Genomic DNA, 20,095 nt, shown 5'->3' on the forward strand with positions numbered 1-20,095 from the left:
TACAACAAAAAGACCGACACACACATGTTTACGGCATACCTAGTTCATATCGGTACGTTCCTGCAAAACTTGATAGCGAGTGCCTGAGAGAGTCTTTTCCGGTAGCATTCCCCTCAGTTTGACCCGCCTGGAATCCCCTCATGTCCGACCGCCTGACCCTGCTGCGTCCCGACGACTGGCATATTCATCTTCGCGATGGTGCTGTTTTGTCCAATACCGTTGCGGATGTCGCGCGCACCTTTGGTCGCGCCATCATCATGCCCAACCTGGTACCTCCGGTGCGTAACGCCGCTGAAGCCGACGGCTATCGCCAGCGGATTCTCGCTGCACGCCCGGCCGGCAGTCGTTTCGAACCGTTGATGGTGCTGTACCTGACCGACCGCACCCAGCCCGAAGAAATTCGTGAGGCCAAGGCCAGCGGTTTCGTTCACGCCGCCAAGCTGTACCCGGCCGGCGCCACCACTAACTCGGATTCTGGCGTCACCAGCATCGACAAGATTTTCCCGGCGATCGAGGCCATGGCCGAAGTCGGGATGCCGTTGTTGATCCACGGTGAAGTCACCCGTGGCGATGTCGACGTGTTCGACCGCGAAAAAATCTTCATCGATGAGCACATGCGGCGTGTGGTCGAGCGTTTCCCAACGCTCAAAGTGGTGTTCGAACACATCACCACTGCCGACGCCGTGCAGTTCGTCAACGCGGCTGCGGCCAACGTCGGCGCGACCATCACCGCTCACCATCTTCTGTACAACCGCAACCACATGTTGGTGGGCGGGATTCGGCCGCACTTCTACTGCCTGCCGATCCTCAAGCGCAACACCCACCAGGAAGCCCTGCTCGACGCCGCCACCAGCGGCAGCGAGAAGTTCTTTCTCGGCACCGACTCGGCGCCGCATGCCCAGCACGCCAAGGAAGCCGCTTGCGGCTGTGCCGGTTGCTACACCGCTTATGCGGCGATCGAGATGTACGCCGAAGCCTTCGAACAGCGCAACGCGCTGGACAAGCTCGAAGCGTTCGCCAGCCTCAACGGCCCGCGCTTCTATGGCCTGCCGGTGAACACCGATCGCATTACCCTGGTCCGCGAAGAGTGGACCGCCCCAACCAGCCTGCCATTTGGCGAGCTGACCGTAATCCCGCTGCGCGCCGGTGAAAAACTGCGCTGGCGCCTGCTGGAGGAACACGCGTGAGTGAAGACCATTTCGACGATGAACAGGACGGTCAAGGCGGCGGAGGCGGTGCTCGTCATCCAATGGCAGCCCGATTCCGTGGTTACCTGCCGGTTGTCGTCGACGTAGAAACCGGTGGTTTCAACTCGGCCACCGACGCCCTGCTGGAGATCGCGGCGACCACCATCGCCATGGACGAAAAAGGCTTCGTGTATCCCGATCACACCTACTTCTTCCGCGTCGAGCCGTTTGAAGGCGCCAACATCGAAGCAGCTGCCCTGGAGTTCACCGGGATCAAGCTCGATCACCCGCTGCGCATGGCCGTGAGTGAAGAAGCGGCGCTGACCGATATCTTCCGCGGCATCCGCAAGGCCCTCAAAGCCAACGGCTGCAAACGGGCGATCCTGGTCGGGCATAACAGTAGCTTCGATTTGGGCTTCCTCAACGCCGCTGTCGCGCGCCTGGACATGAAACGTAACCCGTTTCATCCGTTCTCCAGCTTCGACACCGCCACCCTCGCTGGCCTGGCTTACGGCCAGACTGTCTTGGCCAAGGCCTGCCAGGCAGCCGACATCGACTTCGACGGTCGCGAGGCCCACTCGGCTCGCTACGACACCGAGAAGACGGCTGAGCTGTTCTGCGGCATCGTCAATCGCTGGAAACAAATGGGCGGCTGGGAAGACTTCAACGACTGATCCGGTCGCTGGGTTTATCCCGCCCATAAAAAAACCGGCCTCACGGCCGGTTTTTTTGTGCCTGACGCTTGGGCTTACAGGGCCGCAGCGTGCTCGGTCAGGTAAGCCGCAACACCTTCGGTGGAAGCGGTCATGCCTTTGTCGCCTTTTTTCCAGTTGGCAGGGCAGACTTCGCCGTGCTCTTCGTGGAATTGCAGCGCGTCAACCAGACGGATCAGCTCTTCCATGTTACGGCCCAGCGGCAGGTCGTTGATGATCTGCGAGCGGACAACGCCTTTGTCGTCGATCAGGAACGCACCACGGAATGCAACGCCGTCAGCGGACTGAACGTCGTAGGCCTTCATGATGTCCTGCTTGATGTCGGCAGCCATGGTGTAGCGAACCTGGCCGATACCGCCATTGTTCACTGGGGTGTTGCGCCATGCGTTGTGAGTGAAATGCGAGTCGATCGACACGGCAACCACTTCAACGTTGCGGGCCTTGAAGTCAGCCATGCGGTTGTCCAGAGCGATCAGCTCGGACGGGCAAACGAAGGTGAAGTCCAGTGGGTAGAAGAACACCAGGCCGTATTTGCCTTTGATGGCCGAGGACAGGGTGAAGCTGTCTACGATCTCGCCGTTGCCGAGGACAGCCGGTACGGTAAAGTCTGGGGCTTGTTTGCCTACGAGTACGCTCATTGGATATCTCCTGGTCTAAATAACGTGAAGGAATGGGTTCGCGTCAGCCTGCCACCCGCAAGCGACATCCCTGTGACACGAACCGCCTTCGCAACGACCGACCATCATACACGGCGTTTTTGAGCTGTCCTCAACGGTTTTTCAGCGGGCTGATAAATTTGGACTCGCTGCGGTTACTGTCGCAATGCCATGTCGGGAACCGTTCGTCAGCCATGGACACTTATAACGCAAAGCTTTCAGAAACCACTTTGACAATCATTCTCGTTAACATTAAGATCCATCGCAATTGAGTCACAACCAGCGACGGTTCTCACTTATGTATGTCTGCCTCTGCACTGGCGTTACCGACGGTCAAATCCGCGATGCAATCTATGAAGGTTGCTGCAGCTATAAGGAAGTCCGTCAGGCCACCGGCGTAGCGAGTCAATGCGGTAAATGTGCCTGCCTTGCCAAGGAAGTGGTGCGCGAAACCCTGACCAAGCTGCAAACTGCCCAAGCCGCGATTCCATTTCCTGTTGAATTTACTGCCGCCTAATTACCGTATTTCAAAGAACCGGACTGATGTCCGGTTTTTTTATGCCCGTAAATCAACCGCTTAGGTTCCAGACGCGGAACACAAACATTCTTATTCCGATTAATTTTCATATAAGTTTCAATAACTTAGGTTTGACACTCTTAATTACGCAGCTCAAACTCTGCCTCATAGACAGTTAATAAAGGGCAGGACCCCATCATGAAAGGCGACATTACAGTCATCCAGCATCTCAACAAGATCCTTGCCAATGAGCTGGTCGCGATCAATCAATATTTTCTGCATGCGCGCATGTATGAAGATTGGGGTCTGAATAAGCTCGGCAAGCATGAATACAAAGAATCCATCGACGAGATGAAGCACGCGGACAAGCTGATCAAGCGCATCCTGTTCCTTGAAGGCCTGCCGAACGTCCAGGACCTGGGCAAGCTGCACATCGGCGAGCACACCAAGGAAATGCTTGAGTGCGACCTGCGTATCGAACGCACCGGTCATGCCGATCTCAAGGTCGCGATTGCACATTGTGAAACCGTCGGCGACTTCGGTAGCCGTGAACTGCTCGAAGACATTCTTGAGTCCGAAGAAGAACATATCGACTGGCTGGAAACCCAACTGGGCCTGATCGATAAAGTCGGTCTTGAGAACTATCTGCAATCGCAGATGGGCGAAGAGTAAGTTAGCTTTCGCTGAATTCGAGACACTAAAAAGCCCCGCTCTCTTGTGAGATGCGGGGCTTTTTATTGCCTGCTCTTGTAGGAGCAAGACATGCCCGCGAAGGCGGCGGACCAGTCAACAAATCTGTTGAATGTTAAGCCGCCTTCGCGAGCAAGCTTTGCTTCTACAGGAAGCGGATCAGGCTTCGGTCTTGGCAGCAGCGGCTTTTTCCGCAGCGGCTTTGATCGTGGCCTGCAACGAACCGTCAGCAGCCATTTCAGTCATGATGTCGCTACCGCCGACCAGCTCACCGCCAACCCACAGTTGCGGGAAGGTTGGCCAGTTGGCGTACTTTGGCAGGTTGGCGCGGATTTCCGGGTTCTGCAGGATGTCCACGTAAGCAAACTTCTCACCACACGCCATCACGGCCTGCGCAGCCTTCGCGGAGAAGCCACACTGCGGGGCATTCGGCGAGCCTTTCATGTAAAGCAGAATGGTGTTGTTAGCAATCTGCTCTTTAATCGTTTCGATGATATCCATGGAGCACCTCGGCTGAACTTTCCGACTCAAGGGTCGGCACGGTGGCGCATTGTAACGGAAACCCGAGCGCCATGCTCGGTCTCCCCGACAGACATGCTCAAGCCGCGGCCACGGTCACCGGCACGCCGTTCAACGCCGCATTGCCCGACAACTCATCAAGTTGACATTCATCCGTCAGGTCATTGGCGCTGGCCCCCGGCTGACTGCTGGCGATCGTCATCTGCACACCCGGCCGCGCATGGCCCCAACCGTGCGGAAGGCTGACCACGCCTTTCATCATATCCAGGCTGCCCACGACTTCAACTTCGATCATCCCGACCCGCGAACTGACCCGCACCCGCTGCCCGTCGCTGAGACCGCGGCTGGCCAGGTCTTCCGGGTGCATCAGCAGTTGATGGCGCGGCTTGCCTTTCACCAGACGGTGATAGTTGTGCATCCACGAGTTGTTGCTGCGCACATGCCGGCGGCCAATCATCAACAGTTCATCGGCGGCCGGGGCTTGTAAGGCGGCGAAGCGCTCCAGGTCGGCAAGGATCGCGGGCGGCGCGGCCTGGAGACGCTGGTTGGGGGTCTTGAGCCGTGGTGTCAGATTCGGTTTAAGCGCGCCCAAATCAACGCCATGGGGATGATCGAACAACGTCGCCAGGGACAACTTGTGCTCCGAAGCATCGCCATACAGCCCCATGCGCAAGCCACGGTCGATCATCTGCGCCGGGGCGATGGTCGGCTTGAGTTCCTTGCCGGTCTTGGCCGCAAACGCCTTGGCCAGCCCCACGAAAATCTCCCAGTCATGCAGCGCGCCTTCAGGCTTGGCCAGGATCGCCCGGTTGAAGCGCGTGACGTTACGCACGGCAAACATGTTGAACGTGGTGTCGTAGTGATCGTTTTCCAGAGCCGAGGTGGACGGCAGGATCAGGTCGGCGTAGCGCGTGGTTTCATTGATGTAGAGGTCGATGCTGACCATGAACTCCAGCCCGTCCAGCGCCTGCTCCAGTTGGCGGCCGTTGGGCGTGGACAACACCGGGTTGCCCGCCACGGTGATCAGCGCCCGGACCTGCCCTTCCCCGCCGGTGAGCATTTCTTCGGCCAGGGCCGACACCGGCAACTCGCCGCTGTACTCCGGTCGCCCCGACACCCGACTCTGCCACAAGTTGAAATGCCCGCCCGAGGTGCTCGCCACCAGATCTACCGCCGGCTCGGTGCACAACGCACCGCCCACACGGTCGAGGTTGCCAGTGACCAGGTTGATCAACTGCACCACCCAATGGCACAACGTGCCGAACGCCTGGGTCGAGACGCCCATGCGCCCGTAGCACACCGCTGACGGCGCGGCGGCAAAGTCCCGGGCCAGTTGGCGAATCTGCTCGGCTGGCACGGCGCACAGCGGACTCATGACCTCGGCAGTGAATCCCGCGACCGCCTCACGCACCTCATCCAGGCCATCCACCGGCAGATGACTGTCGCGGGTCAGGCCTTCGGCGAACAAGGTATTGAGCAGCCCGAATAGCAACGCCGCATCGCCACCGGGGCGCACGAACAGATGCTGATCGGCCATCGCCGCCGTTTCGCTGCGGCGCGGATCGACCACCACCACTTTGCCGCCCCGGGCCTGAATCGCCTTCAGCCGTTTTTCCACATCGGGCACCGTCATGATGCTGCCGTTGGACGCCAGGGGATTACCGCCCAGAATCAGCATGAAATCGGTGTGATCAATGTCCGGGATCGGCAACAGCAAACCGTGGCCATACATCAAATGGCTGGTCAGGTGATGGGGCAACTGATCGACCGAGGTCGCGGAAAAGCGGTTACGGGTTTTCAGCAGGCCTAGAAAGTAATTGCTGTGGGTCATCAACCCATAGTTGTGCACGCTGGGATTGCCCTGGTAGACCGCCACCGCATTCTGCCCGTGACGCTCCTGAATGCCTGCCAGGCGTTCGGCTACAAGGTTGAAGGCGTCTTCCCACCCGATGGGCTGCCATTCGCTGCCCACGCGCTGCATCGGCTGGTGCAGGCGGTCCGGATCGTTCTGGATGTCTTGCAGGGCCACAGCCTTGGGGCAGATGTGCCCACGACTGAACGTATCCTGGGGGTCACCCTTGATCGAAGTGATCTGCACCCGGCCTTCGGCTTCTGTGGTTTCGATGGTCAGGCCGCAAATGGCTTCGCACAGGTGGCAGGCACGGTGATGGAGAGTCTTGGTCATGGCCAGTCTCTGTCTTGTTCTGGGCGGCGTTTTCAGCCACGGGAACAAAACTATGGCGCGCGAACCCTCGCTGCGCCAGCAACGTTCGTCTTGTGAATCGGCGGCCATCAGGCCAGCCGATGGCCGTCGCAGATCAGTTCGGCGGCAACCGGGGCGGCGTCTGCAACTGGATTTCCTGGATGGTTTCGATCTGCTCGTGGGCGACATGCACGCCGGTAAGTTCGCCAATCAGGCGCCAGTGTTCGTCGAGCCCGCTGCTGATGGTGGCCATGCGATCGATCATGCGACGACCGGCGGCCTTGGTCACTTCGTCTTCACTGCGCATCAACTCGAAGGACATTGAGGTCATGGACGCAGTGAGATGGGTCAGGGAGCGGGCCGTGAGGCCGAGTAATTCCATTAGTTGCTGTTCTTTCGATTCCATTCCGGAGGCTTCCTGCGTCGCTCGAGACTTAGTTATAACCCAGCACTTTGCTTTAGCAAATGTTTCAGACGAGACACATTGCCACCACGCGACGAGAATCACAGGTCAGAAACCGACTATCGTTGTGCCGTCCCCGCCCCGCTTGATTGCAATGCCCGGCGGGCCCGGTGTACAAATGACGGGCTGCTATCCGGAAACAGGCTTCAAATGCGCTACTGCGGTCATCCCGTAGCCCCTCTGAATTTCCCTAAAAACCGTAGCCCTATTGGTAAGACGCGACATTTAATTATAAGATCGCGCCTTCCCCTATTTCGTCGCCCCGTGCGGCTTACGCCGCAGGTCTCGCCCGTTTTTCAGTTAAACAAGGCTTTGAGTATCTGCGGTCTGTTGCAAAAAGGTAGTCAATGATGAGCGCAAGGCACTTTCTCTCCCTGATGGATTGCACGCCCGAAGAGCTGGTCAGCGTGATCCGTCGAGGCGTTGAGCTCAAGGACCTGCGTAACCGCGGCGTACTGTTCGAGCCTCTGAAAAACCGCGTCCTGGGGATGATTTTCGAGAAGTCCTCGACCCGCACCCGCATCTCGTTCGAAGCCGGCATGATCCAGCTCGGCGGCCAGGCGATCTTCCTCTCGCCCCGCGATACCCAACTGGGTCGTGGCGAGCCGATCGGCGACTGCGCCATTGTCATGTCGAGCATGCTCGATGCGGTGATGATCCGTACCTTTGCCCACAGCACCCTCACCGAATTTGCCGCCAACTCCCGCGTACCGGTGATTAACGGCCTGTCCGATGACCTGCACCCGTGTCAGTTGCTGGCCGACATGCAAGCCTTCCTGGAACACCGTGGTTCGATCCAGGGCAAGACCGTGGCCTGGATCGGCGACGGCAACAACATGTGCAACAGCTATATAGAAGCGGCGATCCAGTTCGACTTCCAGTTGCGCATTGCCTGCCCGGAAGGTTACGAGCCAAACCCTGAGTTCGTGGCCAAGGCCGGCGATCGTGTGACCATCGTCCGCGATCCTCAGGATGCCGTGCGAGGCGCGCACCTGGTGAGCACCGACGTCTGGACCTCCATGGGCCAGGAAGAAGAAACCGCCAAGCGCCTGAAGCTGTTCGCGCCGTTTCAGGTTAATCGCGCCCTGCTCGACCAGGCTGCGCCGGACGTGCTGTTCATGCACTGCCTGCCGGCCCACCGTGGCGAAGAAATCAGTCTCGACCTGCTGGACGACCCGCGCTCCGTGGCGTGGGACCAGGCGGAAAACCGTCTGCACGCGCAGAAAGCCCTGCTGGAGTTTCTGGTCACCCCGGCGTACCACCACGCATGAGCCAGCCATTACTGCTCAATCTGCGCAACCTCGCCTGCGGTTATCAGGACCAGCGGGTCGTGCAAAACCTCAACCTGCATTTGAATGCCGGCGACATCGGTTGCCTGCTGGGCTCTTCGGGCTGCGGCAAGACCACCACCCTGCGGGCCATCGCCGGGTTCGAACCGGTGCACGAAGGTGAAATCCAGCTCGGCGGCGAAACCATTTCCAGCGCCGGATTCACCCTCGCGCCGGAGAAGCGCCGGATCGGCATGGTGTTTCAGGATTACGCTCTGTTTCCGCATCTGAGCGTGGCCGAGAACATCGCCTTCGGGATCCGCAAGCATCCACAAAAGGATCGGATTACCGAAGAGCTGCTGGAACTGGTCAACCTGAAAAACCTCGGCAAGCGCTTTCCCCATGAGTTGTCCGGCGGCCAGCAGCAACGGGTCGCACTGGCCCGCGCCCTGGCGCCGGAACCGCAACTGTTGCTGCTCGACGAACCGTTCTCCAACCTCGATGGCGAACTGCGACGCAAGCTCAGCCATGAAGTGCGCGACATTCTCAAGGCCCGTGGCACCAGTGCGATTCTGGTGACCCACGACCAGGAGGAAGCCTTCGCCGTGAGCGATCATGTCGGGGTGTTCAAGGAAGGTCGGCTGGAGCAGTGGGATACGCCCTACAACCTGTATCACGAACCCCTGACACCGTTCGTGGCCAGTTTCATTGGCCAGGGTTACTTCATTCGCGGTCAGTTGAGCAGCCCGGAGTCGGTGCAGACCGAGCTCGGTGAGTTGCGCGGCAATCGGGCCTACACCTGGCCGGTGGGCGGCGCCGTCGATGTGTTATTGCGCCCGGACGATATCGTTTATGCGCCGGACAGCGGGTTGAAGGCTCGTATCGTGGGCAAGACGTTCCTCGGCGCTTCGACCTTGTATCGCTTGCAGATGCCGACGGGTGCTCAGCTGGAATCGATCTTCCCGAGCCATGCGGATCATCAGGTGGGTGCAGAGGTCGGGATCCGCGTGGCGGCCGAACATCTGGTGCTGTTCCAGGCATCCGGCAGCACGGCGGCGCAGATTCCAGCGATCGAATCCGGTGTCCGCCGCTACAGCACCGCCAGCTGACACCGAGACCTGTTCCTGTAGGAGCGAGGCTTGCCCGCGAAGGTGTCGTATCAATCGACACCATCATTGGCCGGCCCGACGCCTTCGCGGGCAAGCCTCGCTCCTACAAGGGTCAACCCAGCATCAGCGTTCCGCTCGCCACAAGTATCGCATTCCCGCCAATCTTCACCCGCTCCCCCTCCAGCCGGCAGAACAACTCCCCGCCCCGGGCCGAGCACTGATAGGCCGTCAGACTCGACTTGCCCAAGCGCTTCGACCAGTACGGAATCAAGCTGCAATGGGTTGAGCCGGTCACCGGGTCTTCATTGATGCCAATCGCCGGCGCGAAGTACCGCGAAACAAAATCATGTTTGCCGCCCTTGGCCGTGACGATGGCTCCCGGCCACGGCAGTTTCGCCAGCGCCGCCATGTCGGGCTTGCAATCGAGCACCGCCTGCTCGGATTCCAGCACCACCAACAACTCATTCGAGCCCAACACATCCACGGCTTCCACACCCAGGGCGCGCTCGACATCCAGGGTTACGCCGACTTCCGACGGGACGATTGCCGGAAAATCCAGCCACAGTCGCCCGCCCTCACGGCTGACGCTCAACAGGCCGGATTTGCAGATGAAATCCAGGCGTTCGGCCGGTTCTTTATAGACTTCAAACAGGACGAACGCGCTGGCCAGGGTCGCATGCCCGCACAGCGGCACTTCAGTGGTCGGGGTGAACCAGCGGATATGCCACGCCAAGCCTTCGCGCACCACAAAGGCGGTTTCGGCCAGGTTGTGTTCGGCGGCGATCTTCTGCATCAACTCATCGGCGAGCCAGGCATCGAGCCGATACACCATCGCCGGATTGCCACTGAACGGCCGATCACTGAACGCATCGACCTGATGAAACTCAAGCTGCATAACCTTCTCCCTGATTCAGGCGCGACCGATATCGGCGAACTTCGCCTGAGTATGTTCGGCCAGTACCGCAGGCGCCAACTCCACTTCCAGACCACGCCGCCCGGCACTGACAAAAATGCTGGCAAAGGGCTGCGCCGATTGATCGATAAAGGTGCGCAGACGCTTCTTCTGCCCCAGCGGGCTGATGCCGCCCAACAGGTAACCGGTCGCTCGCTGTGCCGCTGCCGGATCAGCCATTTCGACTTTTTTCACCCCGGCCGCCTGCGCCAGGTGCTTTAAATCCAGACTTCCGACGACCGGCACCACCGCCACCAGCAATTCGCCTTTCTCACTGGCCGCCAGCAAGGTCTTGAACACTTGCGCCGGGTCCAACCCCAGTTTTTCCGCCGCCTCCAGACCATAGGACGCCGCCTTCGGATCATGTTCGTAACTGTGCACACGATGTTCGGCGCGAACTTTTTTCAACAAATCCAATGCGGGCGTCATGGCAGCTCCAGGCTGGGCGGCAGAAGAAAAACACTGGGCCAGATTCTAGGACATTGATCAGCAAAAGGCTCTATTGCGGCACTATTTCAAAGGCTTGGCGCAGCCCTGCCTGGCGGGTTTCGGACTGGGTCGAAAGGACATCAACACGATCATTCACGAAGCGAATAGTTTAAATATGACTGATGGTTCACTTTCGACCTTTGACAGCAGCGTTTCTTGTCTATATTTTTTCGAATGCGAATACTGCAGGAATGATCGCGAAGCAGTACCCGGCAGTAAACCAAGATCAGGATGGGGATCCTGACTCGGTGAAAATCGCGCTTTGTCCATGATGACCAGGCGCCAGACAACAACAAAAAGAGGTTTTCGATGACAACTGCTTTGAAACAACCGCCACTCTCGAGCCAATGCATGGCTGAATTCCTGGGCACTGCGCTGTTGATCTTTTTCGGGACGGGGTGTGTTGCTGCGCTCAAGGTCGCGGGTGCCAGCTTTGGCCTTTGGGAAATCAGCATTATCTGGGGCGTTGGCGTCAGCATGGCGATCTACCTGACCGCTGGGGTTTCCGGGGCTCACCTCAATCCTGCCGTGAGTATCGCGCGGAGCATTTTCACTGACTTCGAAAAGCGCAAACTGCCTTTCTACATCATCGCCCAGGTAGCCGGCGCGTTCTGCGGCGCCTTGTTGGTTTACACGCTTTACAGCAACCTCTTCTTCGATTACGAACAAACTCACCATATGGTTCGTGGCACCCAGGCCAGCCTTGAATTGGCGTCGGTGTTCTCCACCTTCCCGCACCCGGCGCTGTCCACAGCCCAGGCGTTCCTGGTTGAAGTGGTCATCACCGCGATCCTGATGGGCGTGATCATGTCCCTGACCGACGACAACAACGGCCTGCCCAAGGGTCCGCTGGCGCCGCTTCTGATCGGCCTGCTGATTGCGGTGATTGGCAGTTCGATGGGGCCGCTGACCGGTTTCGCAATGAACCCTGCGCGTGATTTCGGTCCTAAGCTGATGACTTTCTTTACTGGCTGGGGTGAAATTTCCTTCACCGGCGGGCGCGATATCCCGTATTTCCTGATTCCGATCTTTGCACCGATTGTCGGTGCCTGCCTCGGCGCTGCTGCTTATCGCGGGCTGATTGCCCGTCATCTGCCGAGCACCGAACCTGCTACAAAGGACGCAACACCGGCCATTGACGGCAAACCAAGAACTTCTTGATACCGTTGGCGCGTGATCCTGCCCTTTGATCCCGCGCCTGACCTCACTTTCTTTTTTCGTCCAAGGCAATCGACATGACCGATATTCAGAATAAGAACTACATCATTGCCCTTGATCAGGGTACGACCAGCTCCCGCGCGATCATTTTCGACCGTGACGCGAACGTGGTCTGCACCGCCCAGCGCGAATTCGTGCAGCATTACCCGCAAGCCGGCTGGGTCGAACATGACCCGATGGAAATCTTCGCGACCCAAAGCGCCGTGATGGTCGAGGCCCTGGCACAAGCCGGCCTGCATCACGACCAGGTCGCCGCCATCGGCATCACCAACCAGCGCGAAACCACCGTGGTCTGGGACAAGACCACCGGCCGCCCGATCTACAACGCGATCGTCTGGCAGTGCCGCCGCAGCACCGAGATCTGCCAGCAGCTCAAACGCGATGGCCACGAGCAATACATCAGCGACACCACCGGCCTTGTGACAGACCCGTACTTCTCCGGCACCAAGCTCAAGTGGATCCTCGACAACGTCGAAGGCAGCCGTGAACGTGCGCGCAACGGCGAGCTGCTGTTCGGCACCATCGACAGCTGGCTGATCTGGAAATTTACCGGCGGCAAAGTCCACGTCACCGACTACACCAACGCCTCGCGCACCATGCTCTTCAACATCCACTCGCTGGAGTGGGACGCGAAGATGCTGGAGATCCTCGACATCCCACGCGAAATGCTGCCGGAAGTTAAATCGTCGTCGGAAATCTACGGCCACACCAAAAGCGGCATCGCCATCGGCGGTATCGCCGGCGACCAGCAGGCCGCCCTGTTCGGCCAGATGTGCGTCGAGCCAGGCCAAGCGAAAAACACCTACGGCACTGGCTGCTTCCTGCTGATGAACACCGGCGACAAAGCCGTGAAGTCCAAACACGGCATGCTGACCACCATCGCTTGCGGCCCGAAAGGCGAAGTGGCTTATGCGCTGGAAGGCGCGGTGTTCAATGGCGGTTCCACTGTGCAGTGGCTGCGTGATGAACTGAAGATCATCGCCGATGCCACCGACACCGAATACTTCGCCGGCAAGGTCAAGGACAGCAACGGCGTGTACCTGGTGCCGGCGTTCACTGGCCTGGGCGCTCCATACTGGGACCCGTATGCCCGTGGCGCGCTGTTCGGCCTGACTCGCGGCGTGCGCGTGGATCACATCATCCGTGCCGCGCTTGAGTCGATTGCCTATCAGACCCGCGACGTACTCGACGCCATGCAACAGGACTCCGGCGAACGCCTCAAGTCCCTGCGTGTGGACGGCGGTGCGGTAGCGAACAACTTCCTGATGCAATTCCAGGCCGACATCCTCGGCACGCAGGTTGAGCGTCCGCAAATGCGCGAGACCACCGCACTGGGCGCCGCTTACCTGGCTGGTCTGGCGTGCGGCTTCTGGGGCAGCCTGGATGAGTTGCGCGGCAAGGCCGTGATCGAACGCGAATTCGAACCGGCTCTGGAAGAATCGGCGAAAGAAAAACTCTACGCTGGGTGGCTCAAAGCGGTCAGCCGCACCCGCGATTGGGAACCGCATGAAGGCGCTGAATAAGCCAAGCGCGGGACTCTTATAGGGTTGTAACTGGTCGGGAGCGGATTCCTGCGGCATCATGGGCAAATTTTGCGGCAGCCCAAAGGAAGCCCCATGAATCTGCCTCCCCGTCAGCAGCAAATCCTCGAACTGGTCCGCGAACGCGGCTATGTCAGCATCGAGGAAATGGCTACGCTGTTCGTCGTTACACCGCAAACCATCCGCCGCGATATCAATCAGCTCGCGGAAGCCAATTTGTTGCGTCGCTACCATGGCGGCGCGGCCTACGATTCCAGTGTCGAAAACACTGCCTACGCCATGCGTGCCGACCAGATGCGCGATGAAAAGCAGCGTATCGGCGAAGCCATTGCGGCCCAGATCCCCGATCACGCCTCGCTCTTCATCAATATCGGCACCACCACCGAATCGATTGCCCGGGCGTTGCTCAATCACAATCACCTGAAGATCATCACCAACAACCTGCACGTGGCCTCGATGCTCAGCGCCAAGGACGATTTCGATGTCCTGCTGACGGGCGGAAACGTGCGGCGCGACGGTGGCGTGGTCGGTCAGGCGAGTGTCGATTTCATCAACCAGTTCAAGGTGGATTTCGCCTTGGTGGGCATCAGCGGCATCGATGAAGACGGCAGCCTGCTGGACTTCGATTATCAGGAAGTGCGGGTGTCCCAGGCGATCATCGCCAACGCCCGGCAAGTGATCCTGGCGGCGGACTCCAGCAAATTCGGGCGCAACGCCATGATTCGCCTGGGGCCGATCAGCCTGATCGATTGCCTGGTGACCGATCAGCAGCCGGTGCCGGCGTTGGCGCAGTTGTTGAGTCAGCACAAGATTCGGCTCGAGGTTGTTTAACCGCCGAAAGCGATTAAACAACCTGTAGGAGCATGGCTTGCCCGAGAGGGCGGCCTTGGGTGCGCCATCGCGTGCAAGCCTTGCTCCTGCAAAAGTCGCGGCAACTCCCCCTCTTGTATAGATCGTTCCCACGCTCCGCGCGGGAATGCCGCCCGGGACGCTCCGCGTCCCACCTCAAGTGCCGACGCAGAGCGTCTATTGATGCATTCCCACGCAGAGAGTGGGAATGATCTGCGCGCGAATGTTCGTAAATTTTCCTTTCCCGGCCCTTCGATCAGTATTTTCAATCGAAGTTGACTGGCTGTGCGCGGCTTTATGGGCTACCATTTTCGCAAATGAACATTAATGTTCGAATTCAAATATCGAAAATCATAAAAGCCCGAGGCCAGCCGATGCCCACTTCTACCTTGCCTACGCCCCCTCTCGCCGAGGTCTACGATATCGCCGTCATCGGTGGTGGGATCAATGGCGTGGGGATCGCAGCGGATGCCGCCGGTCGCGGCCTCTCGGTGTTCCTTTGTGAAAAGGACGACCTGGCCAGCCACACCTCGTCGGCCAGCAGCAAGCTGATCCACGGCGGCCTGCGCTACCTCGAACATTACGAATTCCGCCTGGTGCGCGAAGCCCTGGCCGAGCGCGAAGTGCTGCTGGCCAAGGCCCCGCACATCGTCAAGCAGATGCGCTTCGTGTTGCCGCACCGCCCGCATTTGCGCCCCGCGTGGATGATCCGCGCCGGTTTGTTCCTTTATGACCACCTGGGCAAGCGGGAAAAACTGGAAGGTTCGAAAAGCCTGAAGTTCGGCCCGGACAGCCCGCTGAAAAGCGAAATCACCAAAGGCTTCGAATATTCCGATTGCTGGGTCGACGATGCCCGCCTCGTGGTACTGAACGCCATGGCTGCGCGCGAGAAAGGCGCTCACGTGCACACCCAGACCCGTTGCGTCAGCGCCCGTCGCGCCAAAGGCCTGTGGCACCTGCACCTGGAGCGCGCCGATGGCAGTCTGTTCTCGATCCGCGCCAAGGCGCTGGTGAATGCCGCCGGCCCGTGGGTGGCCAAGTTCATTCGTGACGACCTGAAGATGGATTCGCCGTACGGCATCCGCCTGATCCAGGGCAGCCACCTGATCGTGCCGAAACTCTACGAAGGCGAACACGCGCACATTCTGCAAAACGAAGATCAGCGCATCGTCTTCACCATTCCGTACCTGAACCACTTCACCCTGATCGGCACCACCGACCGCGAGTACACCGGCGATCCGGCCAAAGTGGCGATCACCGAAGGCGAAACCGATTACCTGCTCAAAGTGGTCAATGCCCACTTCAAGAAGCAAGTCAGCCGCGATGACATCCTGCACAGCTATTCCGGTGTGCGTCCGCTGTGCAACGACGAATCCGACAACCCGTCGGCCGTAACCCGCGACTACACCCTGGCGTTGTCCGGCAGTGGCGAAGAAGCCCCGTTGCTGTCGGTGTTCGGCGGCAAGCTGACCACCTACCGCAAACTGGCCGAGTCGGCGCTGGCGCAACTGGCCCCGTACTTCACCCAGATCAAACCAAGCTGGACCGCGACCGCGACCCTGCCCGGCGGCGAAGACATGACCACCCCACAAGCCCTGTGCGCGAAGATCCGCGATCAGTTCGACTGGGTACCAACCGAGATCGCCCGCCGCTGGGCCACCACCTACGGCAGCCGCACCTGGCGCATGCTCGAAGGCGTACAGAGCCTCAGCGACCTGGGCGAACACATCGGCGGCGGTCTCTACACCCGCGAAGTCGACTACCTGTGCAGCGAAGAGTGGGCCACCACCGCCCACGACATCCTGTGGCGTCGCAGCAAGCTCGGCTTGTTCACCACCCCGGATGAACAACAGAAGCTGGCGGATTACCTGAGCAAGGTCGAGCAGAGCCGCAGCAAGATCGAAGCCGCCTGATCGGGCATCCAGTTAAACGAAAGCCCCTGAATCGTGAGATTCAGGGGCTTTTTCGTACCTGTCTGCAGGAGCGAGGCTTGCCCGCGAAAGCGGTGTGTCAGCTACATGAATGTTGGCTACACCCCTCTTCGCGGGCAAGCCTCGCTCCTACAGGGGTTTCGCGCATTCGGTTTTCCGAACACGACTCGCCGGTCGATTCGGTTTACCGGATAGCCAAAGCGTAAATTCAACGCCACAAAAACTTAATAACCTTTTAAATCAATAACTTGATTCATATCACCTGGCCTGGCACGAGTCATGCTCTACACTCTTGGACGAATGTTCTGTCGTGCCCACCGTTCAGGTGCCGCCACGCATTCGAAGCACAAAAGGGCCGACGAACTGGCTCCATAAAAAAAACAATGTCGAGGAAAATTTGATGCGCATCGTTCCCCATATCCTGGGCGCAGCCATTGCTGCCGCTCTGATTAGCACTCCAGTTTTCGCTGCCGAGCTCACCGGCACACTGAAGAAGATCAAAGAGTCCGGTGTGATCACCCTCGGGCATCGCGATGCTTCCATTCCGTTTTCCTACATCGCTGATGCTTCCGGCAAGCCGATGGGCTACTCCCATGACATCCAGCTGAAAATCGTCGAAGCCATCAAGAAAGACCTCGATTTGCCAAACCTCCAGGTCAAATACAACCTGGTCACCTCGCAAACCCGTATCCCGCTGGTGCAGAACGGCACCGTGGACGTCGAGTGCGGCTCCACCACCAACAACGTCGAGCGTCAGCAGCAAGTTGACTTCTCCGTCGGCATCTTCGAAATCGGTACTCGCCTGCTGTCCAAGAAAGGCTCTGCCTACAAGGACTTCGACGACCTGAAAGGCAAGAACGTCGTGACCACCGCCGGCACCACGTCCGAGCGCATCCTCAAGTCGATGAACGCCGACAAGCAGATGGGCATGAACGTTATCTCCGCCAAAGACCACGGCGAGTCCTTCCAGATGCTGGAATCGGGCCGCGCTGTTGCCTTCATGATGGACGACGCCCTGCTGGCCGGTGAAGCCGCCAAGGCCAAGAAGGCCGATGACTGGGCCGTTACCGGCACGCCACAGTCCTACGAAATCTACGGCTGCATGGTCCGCAAGGGCGACGAGCCGTTCAAGAAAGCTGTCGACGACGCCATCGTCGCCACCTACAAATCGGGCGAGATCAACAAGATCTACGACAAATGGTTCATGCAACCAATCCCGCCTAAAGGCCTGAACCTGAACTTCCCGATGAGCGACGAGCTCAAGGCCCTGATCGCCAATCCGACCGATAAAGCGGCTGACGACAAGAAGTCCTGATTTCTGACTAACCTTATCTCCTGAGAGGGCCGCTGCCCTTTCAGGAGGTTGTCACTCCCTGCTGGCATATTTTGGAAACACTCGAACCGGTGGCTGTCGAGCCGATCGCGTGTGCCTGACTTTCAAAGTCGGGCGGGAACGGAGCTTCCCCAGGCGGGCACTTGTACATTGATCGATCCGAGGGGAGACCCTAATGAATTACAACTGGGACTGGGGCGTGTTCTTCAAGTCCACCGGCGTGGGCAGCGAGACGTATCTCGACTGGTACATCTCCGGGCTGGGCTGGACCATCGCCATCGCCGTCGTGGCCTGGATTATCGCGCTGTCGCTGGGCTCGATCCTGGGTGTCATGCGTACCGTGCCGAACCGCATCGTATCGGGCATCGCGACCTGCTACGTCGAACTCTTCCGTAACGTGCCGCTGCTGGTTCAGCTGTTCATCTGGTACTTCCTGGTGCCCGACCTGCTGCCGCAAAACCTGCAGGACTGGTACAAGCAGGACCTGAACCCGACCACCTCGGCCTACCTGAGCGTTGTCGTGTGCCTGGGCCTGTTCACCGCCGCCCGGGTTTGCGAACAAGTGCGCACCGGCATCCAGGCCTTGCCGAAGGGCCAGGAATCCGCGGCTCGCGCCATGGGTTTCAAGCTGCCGCAGATCTACTGGAACGTGCTGCTGCCCCAGGCCTACCGGATCATCATTCCACCGCTCACCTCGGAATTCCTGAACGTGTTCAAGAACTCGTCGGTGGCCTCGCTGATCGGCCTGATGGAGCTGCTCGCGCAGACCAAGCAGACCGCCGAGTTCTCCGCCAACCTGTTCGAAGCGTTCACCCTCGCCACGCTGATCTACTTCACCCTGAACATGAGCCTGATGCTGCTCATGCGCCTGGTCGAGAAGAAAGTCGCCGTACCGGGCCTGATCTCCCTAGGGGGTAAATGATGGAATTCGATTTCTCGGGCATCGTCCCGTCCCTGCCGGGTTTGTGGAACGGCATGGTCATGACCCTGCAACTGATGGCGCTGGGCGTCAGCGGCGGGATCATCCTCGGCACGATCCTGGCGCTGATGCGCCTGTCTCACAACAAACTGCTGTCGAACCTCGCCGGCGCGTACGTTAACTATTTCCGTTCGATCCCGTTGCTGCTGGTCATCACCTGGTTCTACCTGGCGGTGCCGTTCGTGCTGCGCTGGATCACCGGCGAAGACACGCCAATCGGCGCCTTCGCGTCCTGCATCGTGGCGTTCATGATGTTTGAAGCGGCGTACTTCTGCGAAATCGTCCGGGCGGGCGTACAGTCGATTTCCAAGGGCCAGATGGGCGCAGCCCAGGCCCTGGGCATGACGTACGGCCAGATGATGCGGTTGATCATCCTGCCGCAAGCGTTCCGCAAGATGACCCCGCTGTTGCTGCAACAGAGCATCATCCTGTTCCAGGACACCTCGCTGGTATACGCGGTCGGCCTGGTGGACTTCCTCAATGCCTCCCGTGCCAGTGGCGACATCATCGGTCGCTCCAACGAGTTCCTGATCTTCGCAGGGCTTACGTACTTCACAATCAGCTTTGCCGCCTCGCTGCTGGTCAAGCGTCTGCAAAAAAGGTTTGCCGTATGATCTCTATCAAGAACATCAACAAGTGGTATGGCGACTTCCAGGTACTGACTGATTGCAGCACCGAGGTCAAAAAAGGCGAAGTGATCGTGGTGTGCGGGCCGTCCGGTTCGGGCAAGTCGACCCTGATCAAATGCGTCAACGCCCTGGAACCGTTCCAGAAAGGCGACGTGGTGGTCGATGGCACGTCCATCGCCGACCCGAAGACCGACCTGCCGAAACTGCGTTCGCGCGTTGGCATGGTGTTTCAGCATTTCGAACTGTTCCCGCACCTGTCCATCACCGAAAACCTGACCATCGCGCAGATCAAGGTGCTGGGCCGCAGCAAGGAAGAGGCCACCAAGAAAGGCCTGCAATTGCTGGAGCGCGTCGGCTTGTCGGCTCACGCCCACAAGCATCCCGGCCAACTCTCCGGTGGCCAGCAACAGCGTGTGGCGATTGCCCGTGCGCTGGCGATGGACCCGATCGTCATGCTGTTCGACGAACCGACCTCGGCGCTCGACCCGGAAATGGTCAACGAAGTGCTCGACGTGATGGTGCAACTGGCCCATGAAGGCATGACCATGATGTGCGTAACCCACGAAATGGGCTTCGCCCGCAAAGTGGCCGACCGCGTGATCTTCATGGACCAGGGCAAGATCATCGAAGACTGCAAGAAAGAGGAATTCTTCGGCGACATCAGCCACCGCGCCGAGCGTACGCAGCACTTCCTCAACAAGATTCTGCAGCACTAAAAGCAATACACCGAACTCTGTGGCGAGGGAGCTTGCTCCCGCTGGGTCGCGCAGCGGCCCCAAACCTGCCAATGCCGGCTGTCTGACACACCGCATTGGCCGGTGTAACGACTGCTTCGCAGCCGAGCGGGAG

General features: G+C 59.2%; 20 protein-coding genes. 14 read left to right on the forward strand and 6 right to left on the reverse strand.

The features are described 5' to 3' along the window. Nucleotides 1-140: 140 nt before the first annotated feature. Nucleotides 141-1,187, forward strand: coding sequence for a dihydroorotase (gene pyrC, locus FQ192_RS07250; RefSeq protein ID WP_149657985.1), 1,047 nt, complete (start codon nucleotides 141-143; stop codon nucleotides 1,185-1,187). Then, nucleotides 1,184-1,861 (forward strand): ribonuclease T, encoded by a 678-nt coding sequence (rnt, locus tag FQ192_RS07255; protein ID WP_133840115.1) that lies wholly within the window; start codon nucleotides 1,184-1,186, stop codon nucleotides 1,859-1,861. Before pyrC ends, rnt begins: the two co-directional genes overlap by 4 nt. Before the next feature lie 74 nt (nucleotides 1,862-1,935). Here rnt and FQ192_RS07260 read toward each other — a convergent pair whose 3' ends face one another. Continuing rightward, entirely contained in the window at nucleotides 1,936-2,538 is a 603-nt protein-coding gene (locus tag FQ192_RS07260) for a peroxiredoxin (RefSeq protein ID WP_133840116.1), read from the reverse strand. A 316-nt stretch (nucleotides 2,539-2,854) separates the two neighbouring features. Here FQ192_RS07260 and FQ192_RS07265 point away from each other — a divergent pair, with 316 nt between their 5' ends. Together FQ192_RS07265 and bfr are read left to right on the forward strand one after the other, a co-directional pair. Continuing rightward, on the forward strand, nucleotides 2,855-3,073 hold the full coding sequence (locus FQ192_RS07265) for a bacterioferritin-associated ferredoxin (RefSeq protein WP_008057530.1): 219 nt from the start codon (nucleotides 2,855-2,857) through the stop codon (nucleotides 3,071-3,073). 198 nt (nucleotides 3,074-3,271) lie between these two features. Further along, complete coding sequence (gene bfr / locus FQ192_RS07270) at nucleotides 3,272-3,745, forward strand: bacterioferritin (RefSeq protein ID WP_149657986.1); 474 nt, start codon at nucleotides 3,272-3,274, stop codon at nucleotides 3,743-3,745. A 177-nt stretch (nucleotides 3,746-3,922) separates the two neighbouring features. Here bfr and grxD read toward each other — a convergent pair whose 3' ends face one another. From grxD to FQ192_RS07285, 3 genes are all read right to left on the reverse strand, one after another. After that, nucleotides 3,923-4,264, reverse strand: a complete 342-nt coding sequence (grxD, locus tag FQ192_RS07275) for a Grx4 family monothiol glutaredoxin (protein ID WP_109501982.1) — start codon at nucleotides 4,262-4,264, stop codon at nucleotides 3,923-3,925. Between the two features lie 97 nt (nucleotides 4,265-4,361). Continuing rightward, the gene (locus FQ192_RS07280; RefSeq protein ID WP_149657987.1) at nucleotides 4,362-6,467 is read right to left on the reverse strand and encodes a molybdopterin oxidoreductase family protein; all 2,106 of its coding nucleotides are present in this window, start codon (nucleotides 6,465-6,467) and stop codon (nucleotides 4,362-4,364) included. A gap of 133 nt (nucleotides 6,468-6,600) precedes the next feature. Beyond that, entirely contained in the window at nucleotides 6,601-6,891 is a 291-nt protein-coding gene (locus FQ192_RS07285) for a hypothetical protein (RefSeq protein WP_149657988.1), read from the reverse strand. Between the two features lie 407 nt (nucleotides 6,892-7,298). Here FQ192_RS07285 and argF point away from each other — a divergent pair, with 407 nt between their 5' ends. Continuing rightward, nucleotides 7,299-8,219: an ornithine carbamoyltransferase gene (gene argF, locus FQ192_RS07290; protein ID WP_149657989.1), complete on the forward strand. Its 921-nt coding sequence runs from the start codon at nucleotides 7,299-7,301 to the stop codon at nucleotides 8,217-8,219. Then, entirely contained in the window at nucleotides 8,216-9,325 is a 1,110-nt protein-coding gene (locus FQ192_RS07295) for an ABC transporter ATP-binding protein (RefSeq protein WP_149657990.1), read from the forward strand. The genes argF and FQ192_RS07295 overlap by 4 nt, the downstream gene beginning before the upstream one ends. Nucleotides 9,326-9,437: 112 nt before the next feature. Here FQ192_RS07295 and FQ192_RS07300 read toward each other — a convergent pair whose 3' ends face one another. After that, nucleotides 9,438-10,220, reverse strand: a complete 783-nt coding sequence (locus tag FQ192_RS07300; RefSeq protein ID WP_149657991.1) for a PhzF family phenazine biosynthesis protein — start codon at nucleotides 10,218-10,220, stop codon at nucleotides 9,438-9,440. A gap of 15 nt (nucleotides 10,221-10,235) precedes the next feature. Next, nucleotides 10,236-10,706: a Cys-tRNA(Pro) deacylase gene (ybaK, locus tag FQ192_RS07305; protein ID WP_149657992.1), complete on the reverse strand. Its 471-nt coding sequence runs from the start codon at nucleotides 10,704-10,706 to the stop codon at nucleotides 10,236-10,238. 369 nt (nucleotides 10,707-11,075) lie between these two features. Between ybaK and FQ192_RS07310 the strand changes: the two genes are divergently transcribed. The 8 genes from FQ192_RS07310 (at nucleotide 11,076) to FQ192_RS07345 (ending at nucleotide 19,962) form a co-directional block, all read left to right on the forward strand. Then, nucleotides 11,076-11,927: an MIP/aquaporin family protein gene (locus tag FQ192_RS07310; protein WP_149657993.1), complete on the forward strand. Its 852-nt coding sequence runs from the start codon at nucleotides 11,076-11,078 to the stop codon at nucleotides 11,925-11,927. Nucleotides 11,928-12,001: 74 nt separating this feature from the next. Next, the gene (glpK, locus tag FQ192_RS07315) at nucleotides 12,002-13,507 is read left to right on the forward strand and encodes a glycerol kinase GlpK (protein WP_149657994.1); all 1,506 of its coding nucleotides are present in this window, start codon (nucleotides 12,002-12,004) and stop codon (nucleotides 13,505-13,507) included. 93 nt (nucleotides 13,508-13,600) lie between these two features. Then, a complete protein-coding gene (locus tag FQ192_RS07320; RefSeq protein ID WP_007916700.1) occupies nucleotides 13,601-14,356 on the forward strand; it encodes a DeoR/GlpR family transcriptional regulator in 756 nt (251 codons plus the stop codon). Nucleotides 14,357-14,748: 392 nt separating this feature from the next. Continuing rightward, the gene (gene glpD, locus FQ192_RS07325; RefSeq protein ID WP_149657995.1) at nucleotides 14,749-16,287 is read left to right on the forward strand and encodes a glycerol-3-phosphate dehydrogenase; all 1,539 of its coding nucleotides are present in this window, start codon (nucleotides 14,749-14,751) and stop codon (nucleotides 16,285-16,287) included. Between the two features lie 418 nt (nucleotides 16,288-16,705). After that, a complete protein-coding gene (locus FQ192_RS07330; RefSeq protein WP_149657996.1) occupies nucleotides 16,706-17,620 on the forward strand; it encodes a glutamate/aspartate ABC transporter substrate-binding protein in 915 nt (304 codons plus the stop codon). A gap of 193 nt (nucleotides 17,621-17,813) precedes the next feature. Beyond that, complete coding sequence (locus FQ192_RS07335; protein WP_149657997.1) at nucleotides 17,814-18,560, forward strand: amino acid ABC transporter permease; 747 nt, start codon at nucleotides 17,814-17,816, stop codon at nucleotides 18,558-18,560. Beyond that, nucleotides 18,560-19,231 (forward strand): amino acid ABC transporter permease, encoded by a 672-nt coding sequence (locus FQ192_RS07340; protein ID WP_149657998.1) that lies wholly within the window; start codon nucleotides 18,560-18,562, stop codon nucleotides 19,229-19,231. Before FQ192_RS07335 ends, FQ192_RS07340 begins: the two co-directional genes overlap by 1 nt. After that, nucleotides 19,228-19,962, forward strand: a complete 735-nt coding sequence (locus tag FQ192_RS07345; RefSeq protein WP_054045228.1) for an amino acid ABC transporter ATP-binding protein — start codon at nucleotides 19,228-19,230, stop codon at nucleotides 19,960-19,962. The genes FQ192_RS07340 and FQ192_RS07345 overlap by 4 nt, the downstream gene beginning before the upstream one ends. Nucleotides 19,963-20,095 lie beyond the last annotated feature (133 nt).

This window comes from Pseudomonas sp. ANT_J12, from assembly GCF_008370045.1.
Classification (GTDB): domain Bacteria; phylum Pseudomonadota; class Gammaproteobacteria; order Pseudomonadales; family Pseudomonadaceae; genus Aquipseudomonas.